Origin of the sequence: Saccharothrix variisporea, from assembly GCF_003634995.1 — a bacterium.
Lineage (GTDB): Bacteria > Actinomycetota > Actinomycetes > Mycobacteriales > Pseudonocardiaceae > Actinosynnema > Actinosynnema variisporeum.
In genome coordinates this window covers 1927954-1944586 of sequence record NZ_RBXR01000001.1, presented here as the reverse complement: position 1 = coordinate 1944586, position 16633 = coordinate 1927954, and the positions used below count along the sequence as shown (strand labels likewise).

At 71.3% G+C, this 16633-nt stretch carries 13 protein-coding genes; 9 read left to right on the top strand and 4 right to left on the bottom strand.

The window, feature by feature from the left end:
• Positions 1–147: 147 nt before the first annotated feature.
• Complete coding sequence (locus DFJ66_RS08255; RefSeq protein WP_121219517.1) at positions 148–2229, top strand: ATP-binding protein; 2082 nt, start codon at positions 148–150, stop codon at positions 2227–2229.
• Here DFJ66_RS08255 and DFJ66_RS08250 read toward each other — a convergent pair.
• Genes DFJ66_RS08250 through DFJ66_RS08240 form a run of 3 tightly spaced genes read right to left on the bottom strand, consistent with a single transcriptional unit; the run spans position 2139 to position 4854 of the window.
• A complete protein-coding gene (locus DFJ66_RS08250; RefSeq protein WP_121219515.1) occupies positions 2139–2384 on the bottom strand; it encodes a hypothetical protein in 246 nt (81 codons plus the stop codon). The genes DFJ66_RS08255 and DFJ66_RS08250 overlap by 91 nt on opposite strands.
• Positions 2381–3583 (bottom strand): hypothetical protein, encoded by a 1203-nt coding sequence (locus DFJ66_RS08245; protein WP_121219513.1) that lies wholly within the window; start codon positions 3581–3583, stop codon positions 2381–2383. Before DFJ66_RS08245 ends, DFJ66_RS08250 begins: the two co-directional genes overlap by 4 nt.
• Positions 3580–4854, bottom strand: a complete 1275-nt coding sequence (locus DFJ66_RS08240) for a nucleotide sugar dehydrogenase (RefSeq protein ID WP_121219511.1) — start codon at positions 4852–4854, stop codon at positions 3580–3582. Before DFJ66_RS08240 ends, DFJ66_RS08245 begins: the two co-directional genes overlap by 4 nt.
• Before the next feature lie 377 nt (positions 4855–5231).
• Here DFJ66_RS08240 and DFJ66_RS08235 point away from each other — a divergent pair, with 377 nt between their 5' ends.
• From DFJ66_RS08235 to DFJ66_RS08205, 7 genes are all read left to right on the top strand, one after another.
• Positions 5232–8132 (top strand): AfsR/SARP family transcriptional regulator, encoded by a 2901-nt coding sequence (locus DFJ66_RS08235; RefSeq protein ID WP_170199205.1) that lies wholly within the window; start codon positions 5232–5234, stop codon positions 8130–8132.
• A 42-nt stretch (positions 8133–8174) separates the two neighbouring features.
• The gene (locus tag DFJ66_RS08230) at positions 8175–8471 is read left to right on the top strand and encodes a hypothetical protein (RefSeq protein WP_121219507.1); all 297 of its coding nucleotides are present in this window, start codon (positions 8175–8177) and stop codon (positions 8469–8471) included.
• A 335-nt stretch (positions 8472–8806) separates the two neighbouring features.
• Positions 8807–9745: an SMP-30/gluconolactonase/LRE family protein gene (locus DFJ66_RS08225; protein WP_121219505.1), complete on the top strand. Its 939-nt coding sequence runs from the start codon at positions 8807–8809 to the stop codon at positions 9743–9745.
• Positions 9746–9982: 237 nt separating this feature from the next.
• The gene (locus tag DFJ66_RS08220; protein WP_121230846.1) at positions 9983–12457 is read left to right on the top strand and encodes a sensor histidine kinase; all 2475 of its coding nucleotides are present in this window, start codon (positions 9983–9985) and stop codon (positions 12455–12457) included.
• A 46-nt stretch (positions 12458–12503) separates the two neighbouring features.
• On the top strand, positions 12504–12941 hold the full coding sequence (locus tag DFJ66_RS08215) for a roadblock/LC7 domain-containing protein (RefSeq protein ID WP_211351025.1): 438 nt from the start codon (positions 12504–12506) through the stop codon (positions 12939–12941).
• A complete protein-coding gene (locus tag DFJ66_RS08210) occupies positions 12938–13312 on the top strand; it encodes a DUF742 domain-containing protein (protein WP_121219503.1) in 375 nt (124 codons plus the stop codon). The genes DFJ66_RS08215 and DFJ66_RS08210 overlap by 4 nt, the downstream gene beginning before the upstream one ends.
• Positions 13293–13886 (top strand): GTP-binding protein, encoded by a 594-nt coding sequence (locus DFJ66_RS08205; RefSeq protein ID WP_121219501.1) that lies wholly within the window; start codon positions 13293–13295, stop codon positions 13884–13886. The genes DFJ66_RS08210 and DFJ66_RS08205 overlap by 20 nt, the downstream gene beginning before the upstream one ends.
• A 57-nt stretch (positions 13887–13943) precedes the next feature.
• Here the strand turns inward: DFJ66_RS08205 and DFJ66_RS08200 are convergent, their stop codons facing one another.
• The gene (locus DFJ66_RS08200; RefSeq protein ID WP_281276698.1) at positions 13944–15248 is read right to left on the bottom strand and encodes a flavin-containing monooxygenase; all 1305 of its coding nucleotides are present in this window, start codon (positions 15246–15248) and stop codon (positions 13944–13946) included.
• 116 nt (positions 15249–15364) lie between these two features.
• On the opposite strand from DFJ66_RS08200, the gene DFJ66_RS08195 reads away from it, so the two are divergent.
• Entirely contained in the window at positions 15365–16564 is a 1200-nt protein-coding gene (locus tag DFJ66_RS08195; RefSeq protein ID WP_342776946.1) for a tryptophan dimethylallyltransferase family protein, read from the top strand.
• The last annotated feature ends 69 nt before the right edge of the window (positions 16565–16633 follow it).

Sequence of the window (16633 nt, the reverse complement as noted above, 5' to 3'; positions counted from 1 at the left end):
ACCTCGTCGTAGGTACGCGCATTCGCTTCGAACCCCGACCGCCGGTGGGCGGTGGACACCGGGGCATACGTACCGAGCCCAGTCCGCGACCTGGCCGTTACCTGTTCGTTATCTTCCGCCGACCCCTAACCTTGGAGACTGGAACGGGTGGACCACGGCGCAGAGAACGTCATCTCCGGCACCACCCACGGACCGGTCGTCCAAGCGGGCCAGGTCAACGACATCCACTTCCACCACCACGCACCCGCCGCCCCGGTGATCCCCCGCCAACTCCCACCCGCCCCGAGGCTCTTCGCCGGCCGCCGCCGCGAACTGGCCGACCTCGACCGCTGGTTCGCCGCCGAGGAGGCCTTGGTGGCCGTCGTCAGCGGCCCCGGCGGGGTGGGCAAGACGTCCTTGGCGTTGCGCTGGCTGCACAACGCCCGAACCCGCTTCCCCGACGGCCAGCTCTACGTGGAGCTGGGCGCGCACGCCCCCAACGGCCCCGCCACCCCGTCCGAAGTCCTGGAGTGGTTCCTCCTGGCCCTGGGCACCCCGGCCGCCGACATTCCCCCCGAGCTGTCCCGAAGACAGGCCCTGTTCCGCACCCTGACCGCCGACCGCAGACTGGCCCTCCTCCTCGACGACGCCGTCTCCGCCGCCCAGGTCCGCCCCCTGCTCCCCACCTCGCCGCACAGCGCGGTCCTGATCACCAGCCGCTGGCGCCTGAGCGCCCTGGCCGTCGACGGCGCCCGGTTCGTGGAGGTCGAGTCCTTCGACGAGGACGCGTCCCTGGAACTGCTCGAACGAGCCCTGGGCCCCAGAGTCACCTCCGAACCCGACGCGGCCCGCGAACTGGCCCACCTGTGCGGCGGCCTCCCGATAGCCCTGTCCGTGGTGGGCGCCCGCCTCTCCACCCACCCGCGCAGAACCCTGTCGACCGAAGTCGGCTCCCTGCGCACCGAACGCCTGGCCACCTTGACGCTGGACGACGGCGTGTCGGTGGAAGCGGTACTAGATCTGTCCTATGTGGACTTGCCGCCCCAGCACGCCAAGGTCTACCGGTTGTGCGCACTGCACCCCGGCCCGTCGTTCGGGGTGGAGGCGGCGGCGGCCGTCGCGGGCGAACCCGCCCGCGAGGTCGAACCGGTGCTGACCGACCTGGTGGAGAAGAACCTGCTGGCCGAGATCGCCGACGCCCGCTTCCGGTTCCACGACCTGATGCGGGTGCACGCGCGCACGCAGGCCGAGTGGGACTCGGAGGCGGAGCGCGACGCCGCGTCTCGGCGGGTCGTCGAGTGGTACCTGGACCGACTGGCCGCCGCGGACCTGGTGCTGCGGCCGACCAGGCACCGCGTCGGGCCCCGCTACCACCGGGGTGCCAAGCCCGTGGGCACGGCTCGCGCCGCGTTGGAGTGGTTGGAGACCGAACGCGGCAACCTGCGCGAGGCCTGCCGGGTCGCTGCGGACCTCGGCTGGGACGACCTGGTCTGGCAGTTCTGCGAGGCCCTGTGGGGTTTCTTCCTGCACGCCCGGCACTACGACGACTGGTTCGCCATGCACGACCTGGGCGTGCCGGCGGCCGTCCGCGAGGGCAACCGGGCGGCGGAGGCGAGGCTGCGCGCCCAGCTCACCTACGCCTACAGCGGCCTGGGCCGGTTCGCCGACGCCGAGCCGGAAGGCTTGCGAGCCTTGGAGATCGCCGAGCAGGACGGCGACCGGCAGGCGATCGCGGTGGCCCTCACCGAACTCGCCGGGGTCGCGCAGGGGGCGGGGCAGCTCACCGTGGCCCTCGACCGGCTCACCCGGGCGCGCGAGATCCGCCGCGAGATCGGCACCCGGCGGGCGGAGGCCTTGTGCGGGCGGCGGATCGGCGAGGTGCTCGCCGACCTCGGTCGTGACGGCGAGGCGGTCGCCGAGCTGACCGCCGCGGCGGAGGTGATGGCGGATCTGGGCGACGACGTGGCCCAGGCCAGGTGCCTGCGGTCGCTGGGCGCGATCCACCTGCGCCGCGGGCAGCACGCGCAGGCCGCCGAGCACCTGGAGTCCGCGCTCGACGTCCTGCGCCGCGTCGGTTCGCCGTTCTACGAGGCCGAAGTCCGGTTGCTGCTCGGTGAGGCCGTCGCCGGGCTCGGCGACCCCACCGCCGCGCGGGTCCACTACGAGGCCGCGCACGAGTTCTTCGCCGCCACCGGGAACCCGAAGGCCAGCACGACCAGTGCCCGCCTGGCCGACCTCGACCGCCCCTGACCGGGGTCGACGAGCACGTCCGCCAGGGCGAGGCGCTCCGGGTCCACCCGGCCGACCTCGCCGACGACGACCTGTTCCGGGCGGCCGGAGCGGGTGCCGACGACGAGGCGGTGCAACCCGGGCCCGATCCCGTTCACCACCAGCCACACGATCACGGCAGCACCGGCCGCAGCGGACGGGGCGCCGGCAGCGGGTCGACGGCGGCCGGGTGCGCCGGCTCGGGCAACCCCATCAGCCGGTAGATCGTCTGCCGCAGGGCAGCCGCCGCCGCGCCGGGACGCGACGACACCATCCGCGCCACCCGGCGGGACCGGGCGGTGGGCACGAGCTGCCGGGCGATCGGCCGGTCCGGGTCCAGCTCGGTGAACTCCTCCCGCACGAGCTGGGCCAGGCTGCCTGGCCGCACGTTGTCACGGGGGTGGGCCGCGAGCGCCACCGGTCGGCCGATCGCCGCCGCGTACTGGGTGGTCGAGCCGTGGTCGCCCAGCACGTGGTCGCTGGCGATCATCGTGGCGCGCCAGCCCTCCTCGGGCGGGATGACCAGCAGCCCGGCCTGGATGCAGTCGTGCAGCCAGGAGCGGATCTGCCACTCGCCGTGCACCGACCAGGCGTTGGGGTGCAGGACCAGCGCCACGCGGTCGTCGGGCAGTTCGTCCAGCAGCGTCCGGCACAGCGAGAACCAGCGGCCGAACGCGGAGTCGGTCGCCCACGTCGAGCTGACGGTCACCAGTCGCCTGTCCTCGGGCACGCCCAGCGCCGCCCGGTAGTGGTCGCGCAGCGGGAGGCTCGCCGTCATCCGGTCCAGGCACACGTCCCCGACCACGACGGCGGTGTGCGCCGCCTCCGGGCACGAGGACCGCAACGCCGCCACTTCGTCGTCGTGGGTCAGCGCGATGGCCGCCGGCAGCACCCGCCCGCGCCGCGTGAGCGACTCCCGGCTCAGCCCCGGGTGCGGGACCGCACCCGGTCCGGCGTGCCGGCTGAACTTGCGCGAGGCCAGGTGCCCGGCGCCGTGCGGCAGCAGCAGGATCGGCCCGCGCGCCTGGTCCAGGTCGTTGTGCGCGGCGGCCAGCACGACGTCGAACTCGTGGTGCGCGGCCTGTTCCCAGGGGACGACGACCCCGCCGTGCCGGCGCACCAGGTCCTCCGTTCCGTGCCAACGCCTGCCGGTGTCGGTCACGGAGAACACCACCTGCACGCGCGGGTCGTTGCGCAGCAGGGGGACCACGTCGGAGATCAACCGGATGCCCGCCACGGGGTGGGGCACCATCGCCAGCACCGTCCGGCAGCCCGCGACCGTGACCCGGCGCTCGGCGTCCGGCCCGATCGGCCCCCGGATCCACGTCCCGCTCATGCCGCCACCCGCCCGTCCACGCCACCCCGCCCGAACACGCCACCCCACGCGACCGGGTGCCCCGACGAGCAGTCGACCACCGGCACGGACCACCCGCCCACCTGCCGATAGGCGGCGTGCGGCGTCATCAGCACCACCAGGTCGAACCTCTCGGGCCGCCGCAGGTCCGCCGCGCCGAGCACCGTCCCGTCGGCCATCTCGACCCGGTCGACGTACGGGTCGTGGAAGGCCACTTCGGCCTCCCGCCGCAACTCCTCCAGCACGGCGATCGCGGCGGACCTCCGGATGTCCGGCACGTCGGGCTTGTAGGTCACCCCGAGCACCAGCACCCGCTTGCCGCCCAACGACCCGACCGCCTGCCTGAGCCGGTGCACGGTGTGCGCCGGCATCGCGTCGTTGACCGCCACCGCCGCGTCCACCACCGGACACGACAACCCGACCTGCCGAGCAACGGCCCCGAACACCCTGGCCGCGACAGGAACGCAGTCCCCACCGGCCCCCGCGCTGGGCCGATGCCCGAGAAACCCGAACCCCTTGCTCCCCGCTGCCCGCAACACCTCGTCGACGTCGACCCCGAGCTCACCGCACACCGCCGCCAGCTCGTTGACCAGCGAGATGTTGACCAGCCGAAACGTGTTCTCGAAGAGCTTGACCAGCTCGGCCACCCGAGCCCCCGACACCTCGACCACCTCGTGCCCCAGCGCCCGCAAGAACCTCCCGGCCCGCTCCGCACACCCCTCCGTGCACCCACCCACGACCCGCGTCGCTCGCGCCGATGCCGGGGAGCCGGGGTCGAGTCGACTGGGCGCACAGGCCATGGAGAACCCCACCCCCGCGCGCAGCCCGCTCACCCGCTCCAGCTCGGGCACCACCGCACCCGCCGTCGTCCCGGGCGGGCAGCTGCTCTGCACGAGCACCAGGTCCCCGTTCCGCAACACGCCGCCGACCGCTCGCGTCGCCGAGATCAGCGCCCGCCGGTCGACCCGGCCGCTCCCGTCGGAGGGCGTCGGCAGGCACAGCACGTGCACGTCCGCCGCCGGCACACCGCCGTCGACGCCACGCACCTCCAGCCGACCACCCGCGAGCACGCGCCCCAGCTCCCGCTCCGACACCGTCCCCAGCCCGCACCCGGGCCGCACCGCCGCGACGTCCCGCACACGGCCGGCCGCGCTGTCCAGACCGACGACCCGGAACCCCACCCGCGCCGCCGCGACCGCGGTCGACAGGCCCGTGACACCCAGGCCGACGACGACCACATCCACCGAATCCATCGAGTCCTCCCGGTCCGCCCGCGCCGAGCCCGTCCCGGCGGTGCGGTCTGGAACGAGCGTGGCGATCCGATCTGTCGAATCCGGTTCAGCCGGACCTCATTCCGGCGGTGGCCAGGTGGGAGCGGCCCGATGATCGTTCTGCGGGTCGCATTGCGAGGTGTTGCGAATCGACGCGGAATATGTGCCCGGCAACCTTTCAATGCGCTTTCAGCGCTGGTTGCGCCGATTGGACGCCACATCGTCACATAACGGTCTCGAACCGCGGCGCGCTCGTGGAGCGACCACGTCTTTTCGTGGCACAATCCCACTCGGATCACTGGCTCCAGCGAGGGGTGGCGCTGGTGGAAGTACTCTTCAAGATCCTAGGGCGGACCCGCGTGCGTCATCAAAGCGGTTTCACCGATGAATGGGGCAAGCCGAAGGAGCGGGCAGTCCTCGCGGTGCTGCTGCTGCACATCGGCAGACCGGTGGCGGTCCGCACTTTGGCGGAATGGGTGTGGCCCGACGGTTCCGGACCGCGCGATCCGGCCGCCACGTTGTCCACCTATATCGCCCGAATACGCGCGGCGATGAAACAGTGGGACCTGCCCGGAAGCCTGGCGACGGAGGAAGGCGCCTACCGTTTCACCGCCGATCCGGCTTTCGTGGACTACCACGCCTTCCAGCGCTGCTTGCGCGACGGCAGGCGGCTCGTCCGGGGCGGCGAGCACGAGGCCGCGCTCGACCTCGTCGACTCGGCCCTGCGGCTGTGGGACGGGGATCCCCTCGCGGACCTGGACACCGACCGCGCCCGCAACCAGCGGCTGGTGATGGTGCGCGACCAGTGGCTGCCCGCCGTCGACACGATGCTCGAAGGCCTCGCCGAACTCGGCGACCACGACGAGGTGCTCCGGCTGCTGGACACCGCCCAGGCCGAGCACGACATGGACGTCCAGCTCGCGAAGCGGCGGCTCCAGGCGCTGTACGCGTTGGACCGCCAAGAGGACGCGGTGCGCTACCTGCACGACTTCCACCGCCGGGCCCGTGCCGCCGATGAGCCGGAACGGGCCGATGAACTGCGCAGGTTCCACGACGGCATCCTCGACACCCCGCCCCGGCCCACCCGGCGGCCCGCGGGTGTGGTGCCCCCGCGCCACCTGCCCTACGACGTCGACGGCTTCGCCGGGCACACCGAGCTGATCGCGGAGCTGGACGCCCTGATCGGCGGGCGTCCCAAGCCGCGCCTGATCGCGCTCGACGGCCTCCCGGGCGTGGGCAAGACCGCGCTGGCCGTCCACTGGGCGCACCGCGTGCGCGACCGGTTCCCCGACGGGTTCTGGTTCGTGAACCTGGGCGGCTTCGGCGATGGTCCTTCGACCACGGAGGAAGAGGTGGTCACCGGGTTGCTGGAGGCGCTCCACGTCCCCATCGACCGATTACCCGGCACGGCGGCCCGGCGTGCCCGACTCCGCGACCTCCTCTCGACGAAGCGGATGCTCGTGCTCCTGGACAACGCCGCCGACGACGAGCACGTGCACGGCCTGCTGTCTCTGCTGTCCGGGTCCGTCGTGGTCGTGACCAGCCGCGTGCGGCTGAGCGGGTTGACGTTGCGCCACGGCGCCCGTTGCTTCACGGTGTCCCCACTGGACCACGACCTGGCGTGCCGCTGGCTGCACGACCGTCTGGGGGCGCGCGCCAACGCAGAGCCGGACGCGGTGGAGCAGTTGGCCGCACTGGCCGGCGGACTGCCCCTGGCTCTGGGCATCATCGGTGAACACGTGGCGGCCCAGCCCCGCAAACCCCTCCGCGACTTCGTGAACCGCCTGCGCGCGCGCCGGTCGATCCTGGACCTCCGGATCAGCGGCGGTCGCGCGATGGTCTCGCTGCGAGCCGTCTTCGACTGCTCCTACCGCGAACTGAGCCCGCAGTTGCGCAGGCTGTTCCGCCTGGTCGGCCGCTACCCCGGGCAGTCCGTCCCGGTCGCCGTGGCCGCCGCCCTGGCCGGTGCGCCGGAAGACGAGGTGCACGACCAACTGGAGGCACTGGTCTGGGCACGGCTCCTGGAAGCGCGAGAGGGCGACCGGTACGCGTTGCACGACCTGCTGCGCCACTACGCGGTCGAGCAGTTCGAAGCCGACGACGGCGAGGCCGTGCGCCGGATGCTCGACTGGTTCCTGCACACCGCCCACAACGCCGAGTTGTGCATCTACCCCCACCGCGAAGGGGTGCCGATGCTCGAACGAGCGCCGGGCGTGGTGCCGCACACGTTCGACGACCCCGAGTCGGCGATGGACTGGTACGCCCGCGAACGGGGTGAGTTGAGCGCTGTGTGCCAGTTCGCCGCCGCGCACGGCTTCAACGAGCACCTCTGGCGCCTGAGCAACGCGATGGAGGTCCTGATGCGCCTCGGTTTCAAGGACGAGGTGGTTCAGGCCTTGCGCGCGGCGGTGCGCGCGGCGAGAGCGGCCGGAGACCGTTTCGGCGAGGCAGGGTCCCTGTCGAACCTCGGTTTCGCGCTGTCCCGCTTCAACGACCACGACGAAGCCGACCGGTGCCACCGCGAGGCCCATGCGATCGCGTTGGAGATCGGCGACCGCGTGGGTGTCGCCGTGGCACTGCGGAACATGGCCGAGCGGCTGGCGATGACCGGGGACACCGGACCCGCACTGGAAATGTTCCAACGGGCGTTGGCGATAGCGCGGGAGACCGACGACCTCGACACAGAGGCGGGCGTCCTGCACCGGATGGGTGAGGCGTTGCGGCTCGGTGGCCGCACGCAGGAGGCGATCGTGCAGCTTCACCTGGCGTGGTCGCTGCGCGAGCGGATCGGCGACCGCGCGGGTGCCGGTGCGACCCTGGCGTGCCTCGCCGCGGCGCACCACGAGCAGGGTGACCACTACGGCGCGCTCAGCCTGGCGCACCGCGCTGCCCTTGAGCTGCACCAGGTCAGAGAAGTGAGCTTGGAGGCCCAGGCGCACCTGACGCTCGCGGCGGTCAACCGCGACTTGGACGAACTGGAGACCGCGGAGTCGTATGCCGCGGGCGCCGTGGAGCTCGCGCGCACCGCGCGGGACCCGGTGCGTCAGGCGGCTGCTTTCGACCTGGTGGCGCAGGTGCAATGGCGCCGGGGCGAGCACTTGGCCGCGCGGCGGAACTGGGAAGCGGCACTGGAGCTGTACGCGGCGCTGGACGACGCCAGGGCGGGTGCCATCGAGGCACAACTGGCGGAGTGGACCGAACCCCAGGTACCGCGTGGGCGCACCTCCGAGTCGGTGACCGACTCGTCAGCCTTCAAGTAAGTCCGCCGACCGACCTCATAAGCGTGAGCGCACTATTGCGGAGTGGGTCACCCCATTGAGTGTGATCTCGCGCTCGATGAAGTCCTGAGCTGGGCCGGCGATGCCAGGGGTGTCGTGTACTGCGAACACGCCGTGGTGGAAGATCTGCGCGTGATGCTCAATTCACGCAGCGTCAAGCTGCAAACATGTAAAGGACTCGCGATCGTGGCGAGTGGCGTCGTGGCCGTGGTGACCGCGATGATGTTGTGGGGGGTGGCCGCGCCTGCCAGCACGACCACCCCGTCGGCGGCTCCGACTGACGAGGTCAGCTTCAGCCGCCAAACCATGCGGTGGGGGTAGCACCTGTGAGCTCGTCGGCGCAATGCCGGCGATAGGGTGAGTTCTCCCGACCGCACAGTGCCCGGCTCGGTTGCCGCCGAGTCGGGCACACTTATGTTCACTGTCAGCATTGCCGCTCTTCGGCCGGGCGTACAAGCGCCACACGGCCCATGTGTCGCATATAACCTGTACGGGTGGTAGCCGATTCCACGCCGCTCGGCACATCGGCGTGGTCCCCGGCCGGCGATAGCCGCCCGGCTGCGGATTCGGCTGGTTCCTGTCGGTTTGCTGCAAGCGGTTCACCCCACCCGTCGCTCTGCGCGAGACTCGCGGCACGGACAAGTGAAGGAGTGGTCATGTCTCGCACACTGGGGGTGCTGGCCGCGGTCGTGGTCGGGGTCTCGTTGGTCACCGTCGCGCCGGCCACCGCCGACCCCACGCAGTCCGGCCGAGTTCAGCCCTTCCCCGACGAGTTCGCCCTGCCGGACGGGTTCCTGCCCGAGGGCATCGCGATCGGTGGCGCGCCGGTCGCCTACTTCGGCTCGCGGGCTGACGGGGATCTGTTCCGCGTCGACCTGCGGAGCGGGCGTGGTGAGGTGTTCAGCCAAGGGCCCGGGACGGCGTCGGTCGGGATGAAGGTCGATCGGCGCGGGCGGTTGTTCGTCGCGGGTAGTGGGGGTGGGGATGCGCGGGTGGTGGACGCGGAAACGGGAGAGGTCCTCAAGTCTTATGCATTCGCCGCGTCCGACACGTTCGTCAACGACGTCGTGATCACCGAACACGCCGCGTACTTCACCGACTCGCGCAAGCCCGTCCTCTACAAGGTCGCATTCGGCCGGCACGGCGAACTGCCCGCCACCCACACCGAAGTCCCGCTGACCGGCGACTTCCGGCTCACCCCCGGCGTGATCAACGCGAACGGCATTGCGCGGACGCCGGACCGGGAAGCGCTGCTGGTCGTCCAGAGCAACACCGGGCTGCTGCACCGGGTCGGCCCCGATGGCGCCACCACGGTCGTCGACCTGGGCGGGTACGTCCTGACCAGCGGCGACGGCCTGCTGGTGGAAGGCCGCACGCTCCTCGTGGTGCAGAACCGGCTCAACACGGTCTCGGTGTTCACCCTGGACAAGGCCGGTACCAGCGGAAAGCTCGTGACGAAGATCACGGACCCGCGTTTCGACACGCCGACGACGGTGGCTTCGTTCGGTCACCGCCTCTATCTGCCCAATGCCCGTTTCACCACCGCGCCGACACCGACGACCTCGTACAGCGCAGTAGCGGTCAGCCGGCCATAGGCGATCCCAAGGGTTAAGAGTCAGGGGGCTGATGAGCGCAAAGTTCACATCAGCCCCCTGTTCGCCATGTCACTCGACTGGGTAACCTCGCAGTCGCGTCGCGCACGTGATCGCTGTCTCTTCGTAATGATGATCTTCGGGTGTTACCGTTCCGTGGCCACGATCAGGTGACGAAGAGGCGGCGCTCGTTGTGCTGCGCCTGACCAGGTGGACGAGTTCACGAGGCTGCGGAGCACTGTGAAGCAGAAGAGCAAGGCGGAGACGAGCCAGAAGACGATCCGCTCGCGGCTCACCGGCGTGGTGGTGGTGCCGAGCGTCGTCCTGCTGGTGATGTGGTTGGCGTTCTCCTCCTACACGGTGTTCGACGGCTTCTACACCCGTGCGGTCGCGGTCAGCGTCAAGGACGCCTCCATCCCCGCCGTCAGCGCGTTCGTCGCCATCCAGAAGGAACGCGAACTGGCGATGACCGCGCTGGGCCAGCGCAGCCCCGACCTGGGCGAACTGCACCGCCAGCAGCGGGTCGTGGACGAGTCCACGGCGTCCATGCGGTCGGCCTTCGACGCCGTGTCGGGCAACGCGCCCGACGAGGTCCTCGCCCGGATCACCACCCTGAACACCCTGCTGGGCGAGCTGACCCAGCGACGCGCGGCCGTCGAGTCGGGCAAGGTCGACAAGCGCGAGGTCTACGACTACTACAACCGGGTCGTCGACGCCGGCACCGCGCTGTTCGGCACGCAGGCCCGCGTCGTCCCCGACTCCGTGGCCTCCCAGGAGGGCCTCAACGCCACCGACCTCTTCCGCGCGGCGGACTGGATGGCGCGTGCGTCCTCGGTCGCCGCCGCCATGCTCGCCGCCGGCAACCCCTCCGCCGAGGAACGCCTGGAGTTCGTCACCCTGGTCGGCTCCTACCACGCCCAGTTCACCACGACCACGCCGTTCGCGGCCGACGCCGTGCAGCGCGACTACCGGTCCCTGACCGAGTCGGAGGCCTGGCGCAAGCTGGTCCGGCTGGAGAACGACCTGATCGCCACGCCCGGCGCCAAGGTCGCGCTGGAGGACTGGCAGGCCGTCGCCGGGCCGGTGTCGGACAAGCTCGTCGCCCTCGCCGTCGACCAGGCCTCCCACGCCTCCGACACCGGCCTGGAGCGCGGCAACACCCGGTTCATCACCGTCCTGATCGGATCGCTGATCGCGCTGGTCGTGGTGCTCGGCGGCATCGTCTTCGCGGTCCGCATCTCCAACCGCCTGGTCAACCGCGCCCTGATCACCCGCCTGACCTCGCTGAAGAAGGACTCCCTGGCCCTGGCCCACGAGCGGCTGCCCGACATCGTCGACCGGCTGCGCGAGGGCAAGCACGTCGACGTCGAGGCCGAGGTGCCGCCGCTGGACTACGGCACCGACGAGATCGGCCAGGTGGCCGACGCGTTCAACGCCGCCCAGTACACCGCCGTGGCCGCCGCGGTGAAGGAGAGCCAGGCCCGCGAGGGCGTGAACCGGGTCTTCCTCGACATCGCCCACCGCAACCAGGGCCTGGTGCACCGCCAGCTCAAGATCCTGGACCGGCTGGAGCGCGAGGAGGAGAACCCCGAGCAGCTCGACGCGCTGTTCCAGCTCGACCACCTGGCCACCCGCGCCCGCCGCAACGCCGAGAACCTGATCATCCTCGCGGGCGAGCAGCCCGGCCGGCAGTGGCGCAAACCCGTGCGGCTGCTGGACGTCCTGCGCGCCGCGGTCGCCGAGACCGAGCAGTACGTGCGGGTCAAGGTCAACCCGGTGCCCGACACGGCCCTGGTCGGCGCGGCCGTCGCCGACACCATCCACCTGATCGCCGAGCTGGTGGACAACGCCACCGCGTTCTCCTCGCCCCGCTCCCAGGTGCAGGTGCACGCCAGCGAGGTGCCGCAGGGCGTGGTGGTGGAGATCGAGGACCACGGCCTGGGCATCAACCCCGAGGACCGCGAACAGCACAACGCGATGCTGGCCGACCCGCCGGAGTTCGACGCCATGCGGCTGCGCGGCGAGTCCCGGCTGGGCCTGTTCGTGGTCGCGCGCCTGGCCGCCCGCCGCGGCATCCACGTGGAGCTGCGCGAGTCGCCCTACGGCGGCACGTTGGCCCTGGTGCTGATCCCGTCCGCGATCGTGGCCGGACCCTCGGGTGCCGCCGAGGTCGCCGAGACCGGCCAGCTGCCGCGCCGCGCCTACGAAGAGCACCTGGTGCCGGAGCCTGCCGAGGAGGCGGTGCCGCAGGCCAGGTTTCCCGGTACTTCCCGAGAGCTGGAAGGCTTCTGGGCCGCCGCCGAGGCCGCGGCCAACCGCGATTCCCTTCCAGCGGACGACCGACTCAGCGGAGGACTGAACCTGCCCTCGCACAGCGGATCGCTCGACGTGACCCCGTTCGACCCCAGCGTGTCCGACCTCAGCCGGCACAGCGGGTCCCTGGACCTGTCCCAGCGCAGCGGCGACCTGGAGCTGCCGCAGCGCAAGCGCACCACCGCGAACGACGAGCCCTCGGCCGACAAGCCGGAGCTGCCCCGCCGCCGCCGGCAGCAGAACCTCGCCCCGCAGTTGGTGCGCAACGATTTCCACCCCACGCCCGAGCCGCTCGCCGAGGTCGACGTCGAGCATTCCGCCGAACGGTCCCGCAAGGGCCTGTCGGCGTTCCAGCGGGGCACGCGCGACGCCCGCCGCTCCGACGACGCACTCGAACCGTAGACCCCGACCGCGACCGGACGAGACGGAAACCCCGAAAGGCAATCCGATGAACGACATGACCAGCCAGCACAACGAACTGAACTGGTTGTTGGACGACCTGGTCAGCCGTGTGGTGGGAGCCCGGCACGCGGTGGTGCTGTCCGCGGACGGCCTGCTGCTCGGTCGCTCACCGGGACTGTCCAAGGACGACTCCGACCACCTGTCGGCGATGGCCTCGGCGTTCCAGAGCCTCGCCCGCGGCACGGGACGGCACTTCGGCGGCGGCGCGGTGCGGCAGACCATCGTGGAGATGGAGCACGCCTACCTCTTCGTCACCGCGGCCGGGCACGGCGCGTGCCTGGCGGTGCTGGGCGAGGAGGACTCCGACATGGGCATGATCGCCTACGAGATGAACATGCTCGTCAAGCGGGTCGGCACCTACCTGTCCTCGGCGCCGCGCGGCACCACCGGCTCGGCCTTGCCCACCGCCCGGCGGTCGTCGTGAAGTCCGGCCGCGGGGACTGGTGGTACGACGAGGCGGCGGGCCCGCTGGTCCGCCCGTACGCGATGGTGCGCGGCCGGACCCGTCCGCTGCGCCCGGAGCTGCACCTGGTGACCCAGGTGCGGGCGATGCCGTCGCCGTCGGACCCGGACGCGCTGTCGGTGGAGCACCTGGAGATCATGGAGCTGTGCCGGCGCCCGCTGTCGGTGGCCGAGGTCGCCGCGTACCTGGACGTGCCGCTGGTGGTGGTGAAGGTGCTGTTGAGCGACCTGATCCAGCGCGGTGACGTCGTGATCAGAGACCCCTCCCGGGTACCGGTGGTGCCGGACCGGAACCTGTTGCAGGCAGTGCTGGATGGTGTCCGTGGAATCTGAGCGGCCGGGCGGGGAACTGCTGGTCCCCACCCCAGTCAAGATCGTCATCGCCGGTGGTTTCGGCACCGGCAAGACGACGATGGTCAACTCGGTCAGCGAGATACCGCCGCTGCACACCGAGGAGCTGCTCACCGAGGCCGGCGTCGGGGTCGACGACGTGGTGGGGCTGGAGCAGAAGGAGACCACGACGGTCGCCCTCGACTTCGGTCGCATCACCATCAACCCCGAGGTGGTGCTGTACCTGTTCGGCACGCCCGGCCAGAACCGCTTCTGGTTCATGTGGGACGAGCTGGCCTACGGTGCGATCGGCGCGGTGATCCTGGTGGACACGCGGCGGCTGGACTCGAGCTTCCCGTCCATCGACTTCTTCGAGCGGCGCGGCATCCCGTTCGTCATCGGGGTCAACTGCTTCGAGGGCTCGCACCGGTACGAAGCGGACGAGGTGCGGCGGGCGCTGGACGTGGACGACGCGATCCCGGTGGTGCTGTGCGACGCGCGGGAACGCGAGTCGAGCAAGGCGGTGCTGGTGAGCCTGATCCAGCACACCATGGACCGCCTCGACGCGACGGTCTGACCCCGGGCCGGCTCTCCGCCGGGCCGGGCCGCACCAGGCCCGGCCGCACCCGCGTTGTCAGCCCCTCCGCGTGGTGAGCACCTTCGAGCGGCGCTGTTTGCGCAGCGCCGCCAGGTACGGCGCGAAGTCCACCTGGATCGAGCCCGCGCGCGTGGTGCCGTAGCGGGCCGCCGCGGCGGTGAGGTGCCGGTCGACCTCGCGCCGCATCACCGACGCCGGCGGCAGTTCCGCCACCCCCTCGACGAGGTCGGCGATCCACTCCGCCTGCGCCTCGACCAGCCGTGTGATCGCGCCGAAGGGCCGGATCAGGCCGGCGAAGTACAGGTCGGGCGCGGCGAGCGAGACGACCCGCTGGAAGAGTGCGACGCGACCCGATTCCTCGAACACCCATTCGAATGGCAGGAATGGGAACTCGATGTGGTACCCGGTGCAGTAGAGCAGGTCGTCGACCTCCTCGCTGGTGCCGTCCGAGAAGTGCACGACGGGTCCCTCGACGCGGTCCACGGCTGGCTTCACGGTGAGCGTCCCGTGGTTGATCCGGCTGAGCAGTTCGTCCGATATCGTCAACGCCCCGCCGAAGACCCGGTGGTCCGGCTCGGCCAAGCCGTAGTCGGTGAGCCGGCCGCGCACCAACCGCAACAGCGTTTCGATGAGACCGCGTTGTTGCGGGAAGCTCAGCCGGGCCCACCAGGGCGCCGAGGCGATCTCGTCGATCGGCATCCCCAGCAGGGTCTTGGGCACCACGTGCACGCCCCGCCGTTGCACCAGAATTGTTTTCCTGGCGACCCGCGACAATTCGACGGAAATGTCTGCGGCCGAATTCCCGAAACCGATCACGACCACCCGTCTGCCCGCGTGGGGCACCGGGTCGGAGTAGTCGAACGAGTGCAGGGCGCGGCCGGGGAACGTCTCGTCCCCCGGGATCTCGGGCAGCCGCGGGGACCAGTGGTGCCCGGTGGCGACCACCACGTGCCCGAACTGCCGCCGCCTGCGGGCCCCGGTCCGGTCACGGCTGGTCACGAGCCACGTCCCGGCGTCGGTCCGGGTCAGGTCCTCGACCTCGGTGCCGAGCTCCACGTGGTCGGTCACGCCCTTGTGATCCGCGTAACGTCGCAGGTAGGAGGCCACCTGGTCGTGCCGGGGATAGCGCGGGTAGTCGGCCGGCATCGGGAAGTCGCGGAAGCCGGTGAGCTTCGCCGAGGTGTTCAGGTGCAGCGAGGAGTAGGCCGGTCCGGGGGTGTCCGGGCCCTCGTGGCGCCACAGCCCGCCGATACCCCCGGCCCGTTCCAGAACCGTCACCGGGAGTTCTCTCGAGCGGAGCGTTCCGGCGACCGCGAGTCCCGACACGCCGGCGCCGATCACGCACGTGTGATCTTGGATGGGACGTTCGGCGTATTGACTTACCAGGAATTCAGCCACAAGTCACACCACTCGTTCGGCGCAATTGCGTCACCCTGCGTGCCCGTCGTCCCGGGTCTGTGATCTGCGTCAACCGCTCGATCCTCCGTTGCGTTTCGGCCGGTGCACCGGGTAAGCCTTGCGCCCGGAGGTGCCTAGTGTCCAGTTCCCCCGCTGTGGCAGCGACCTCAAACCGTGAGGGCCTGTTCGACGTCGCTTGTTCGACCTATCGAGAATTCATCAACGAAAAATGGCGAGCAGCGGCGCTCGCCCTGGACCACCCGGCGGGCGCCACGGCGGAGACCGAGTTGAACTCGTTGCTCGGCGCGTGGGCGGACCGACCGATCGGATTTACCTGCGAATACCCGTCGTTCGTCGCGCGCGACGGATTTCCGGTGGAATTCTCGGTGAGCTGGCGGAACGGCGTGCCCGAACTGCGGGTGCTGTTCGAGTCCCTGGGCGCCGTGCCGACCGCGCGGTCGGCCCAGGACGCCGGTCGGGCGCTGACCCGGTCGCTGGCCGGGCGGCCGGGCGTCTCCATCGAGCGGTACCTCGCCGTGGAGGACCTGTTCGTCGTGGACGACCCCGAGGCGTTCCGGCCGACGGTGTGGCACTCGCTGACCCACCGCCCCGGCCGCCCGCCCGGGTACAAGGTCTACCTCAACCCCCAGGCGCGCGGCGTGCCGGCGGTGCCGGAGGTGATGCTCGAGGCGATGTCCAGGCTCGGGCTGGCGCGGGCGTGGGAGCCGGTGGCCCGGTCCCACGACGCGCTGGCCGAGGCGGGTCACCAGGTGGAGTTCTTCGCCCTGGACCTCGCGGACTCCCCGGAGGCGCGGGTGAAGGTCTACTTCCGCCACGTCGGGCCGGTGGACCTGGACGAGGTGGCCGCCCTGGCGCGGCGGCACGACCCGGCGCTGCTCGAACCGGCCTACCGGGACGTGTACGGCTCGCCGGTGCTGCCCGACAACGAGCCCATGACGTGCCTGGCGTTCCGGGCCGGGGTGGACGGTCCCGACGAGGCCAACGTCTACCTGAGGCTGCCCGGGGTGGTGCGGGACGACGAGGAGGCGGCCGAGCGCATCGGGACGGTGCTGCGGCGGTACGGCGTGGACCCGGCCCGGTACCGGGCGGTGGCGGCGGCGCTGGCGCCGCGGGAGCCGGCCACGACCCTGGGGCTGCACGAGCTGCTGAGCGTGCGCGCGGCCGGGGCGCGGCCGGACCTGGGCGTGTACTTCCGGTTCGGCGTGTACGACCGGCCCGTGCCCGGCCTGCACGTCTGAGGCGCGTGCGGGTCTCCCGGGTTGTCAGGAGACCCGCACACGCGCCGTCGTCGGCGGGGTGGCCTTCCG

Excerpts from the sequence above, each read along its gene's own strand:
- DFJ66_RS08245 (WP_121219513.1), bottom strand. The coding sequence starts at position 3,583 with ATGAGCGGGACGTGGATCCGGGGGCCGATCGGGCCGGACGCCGAGCGC.
- DFJ66_RS08240 (WP_121219511.1), bottom strand. The coding sequence starts at position 4,854 with ATGGATTCGGTGGATGTGGTCGTCGTCGGCCTGGGTGTCACGGGCCTG.
- DFJ66_RS08225 (WP_121219505.1), top strand. The coding sequence starts at position 8,807 with ATGTCTCGCACACTGGGGGTGCTGGCCGCGGTCGTGGTCGGGGTCTCG.
- DFJ66_RS08215 (WP_211351025.1), top strand. The coding sequence starts at position 12,504 with ATGAACGACATGACCAGCCAGCACAACGAACTGAACTGGTTGTTGGAC.
- DFJ66_RS08205 (WP_121219501.1), top strand. The coding sequence starts at position 13,293 with ATGGTGTCCGTGGAATCTGAGCGGCCGGGCGGGGAACTGCTGGTCCCC.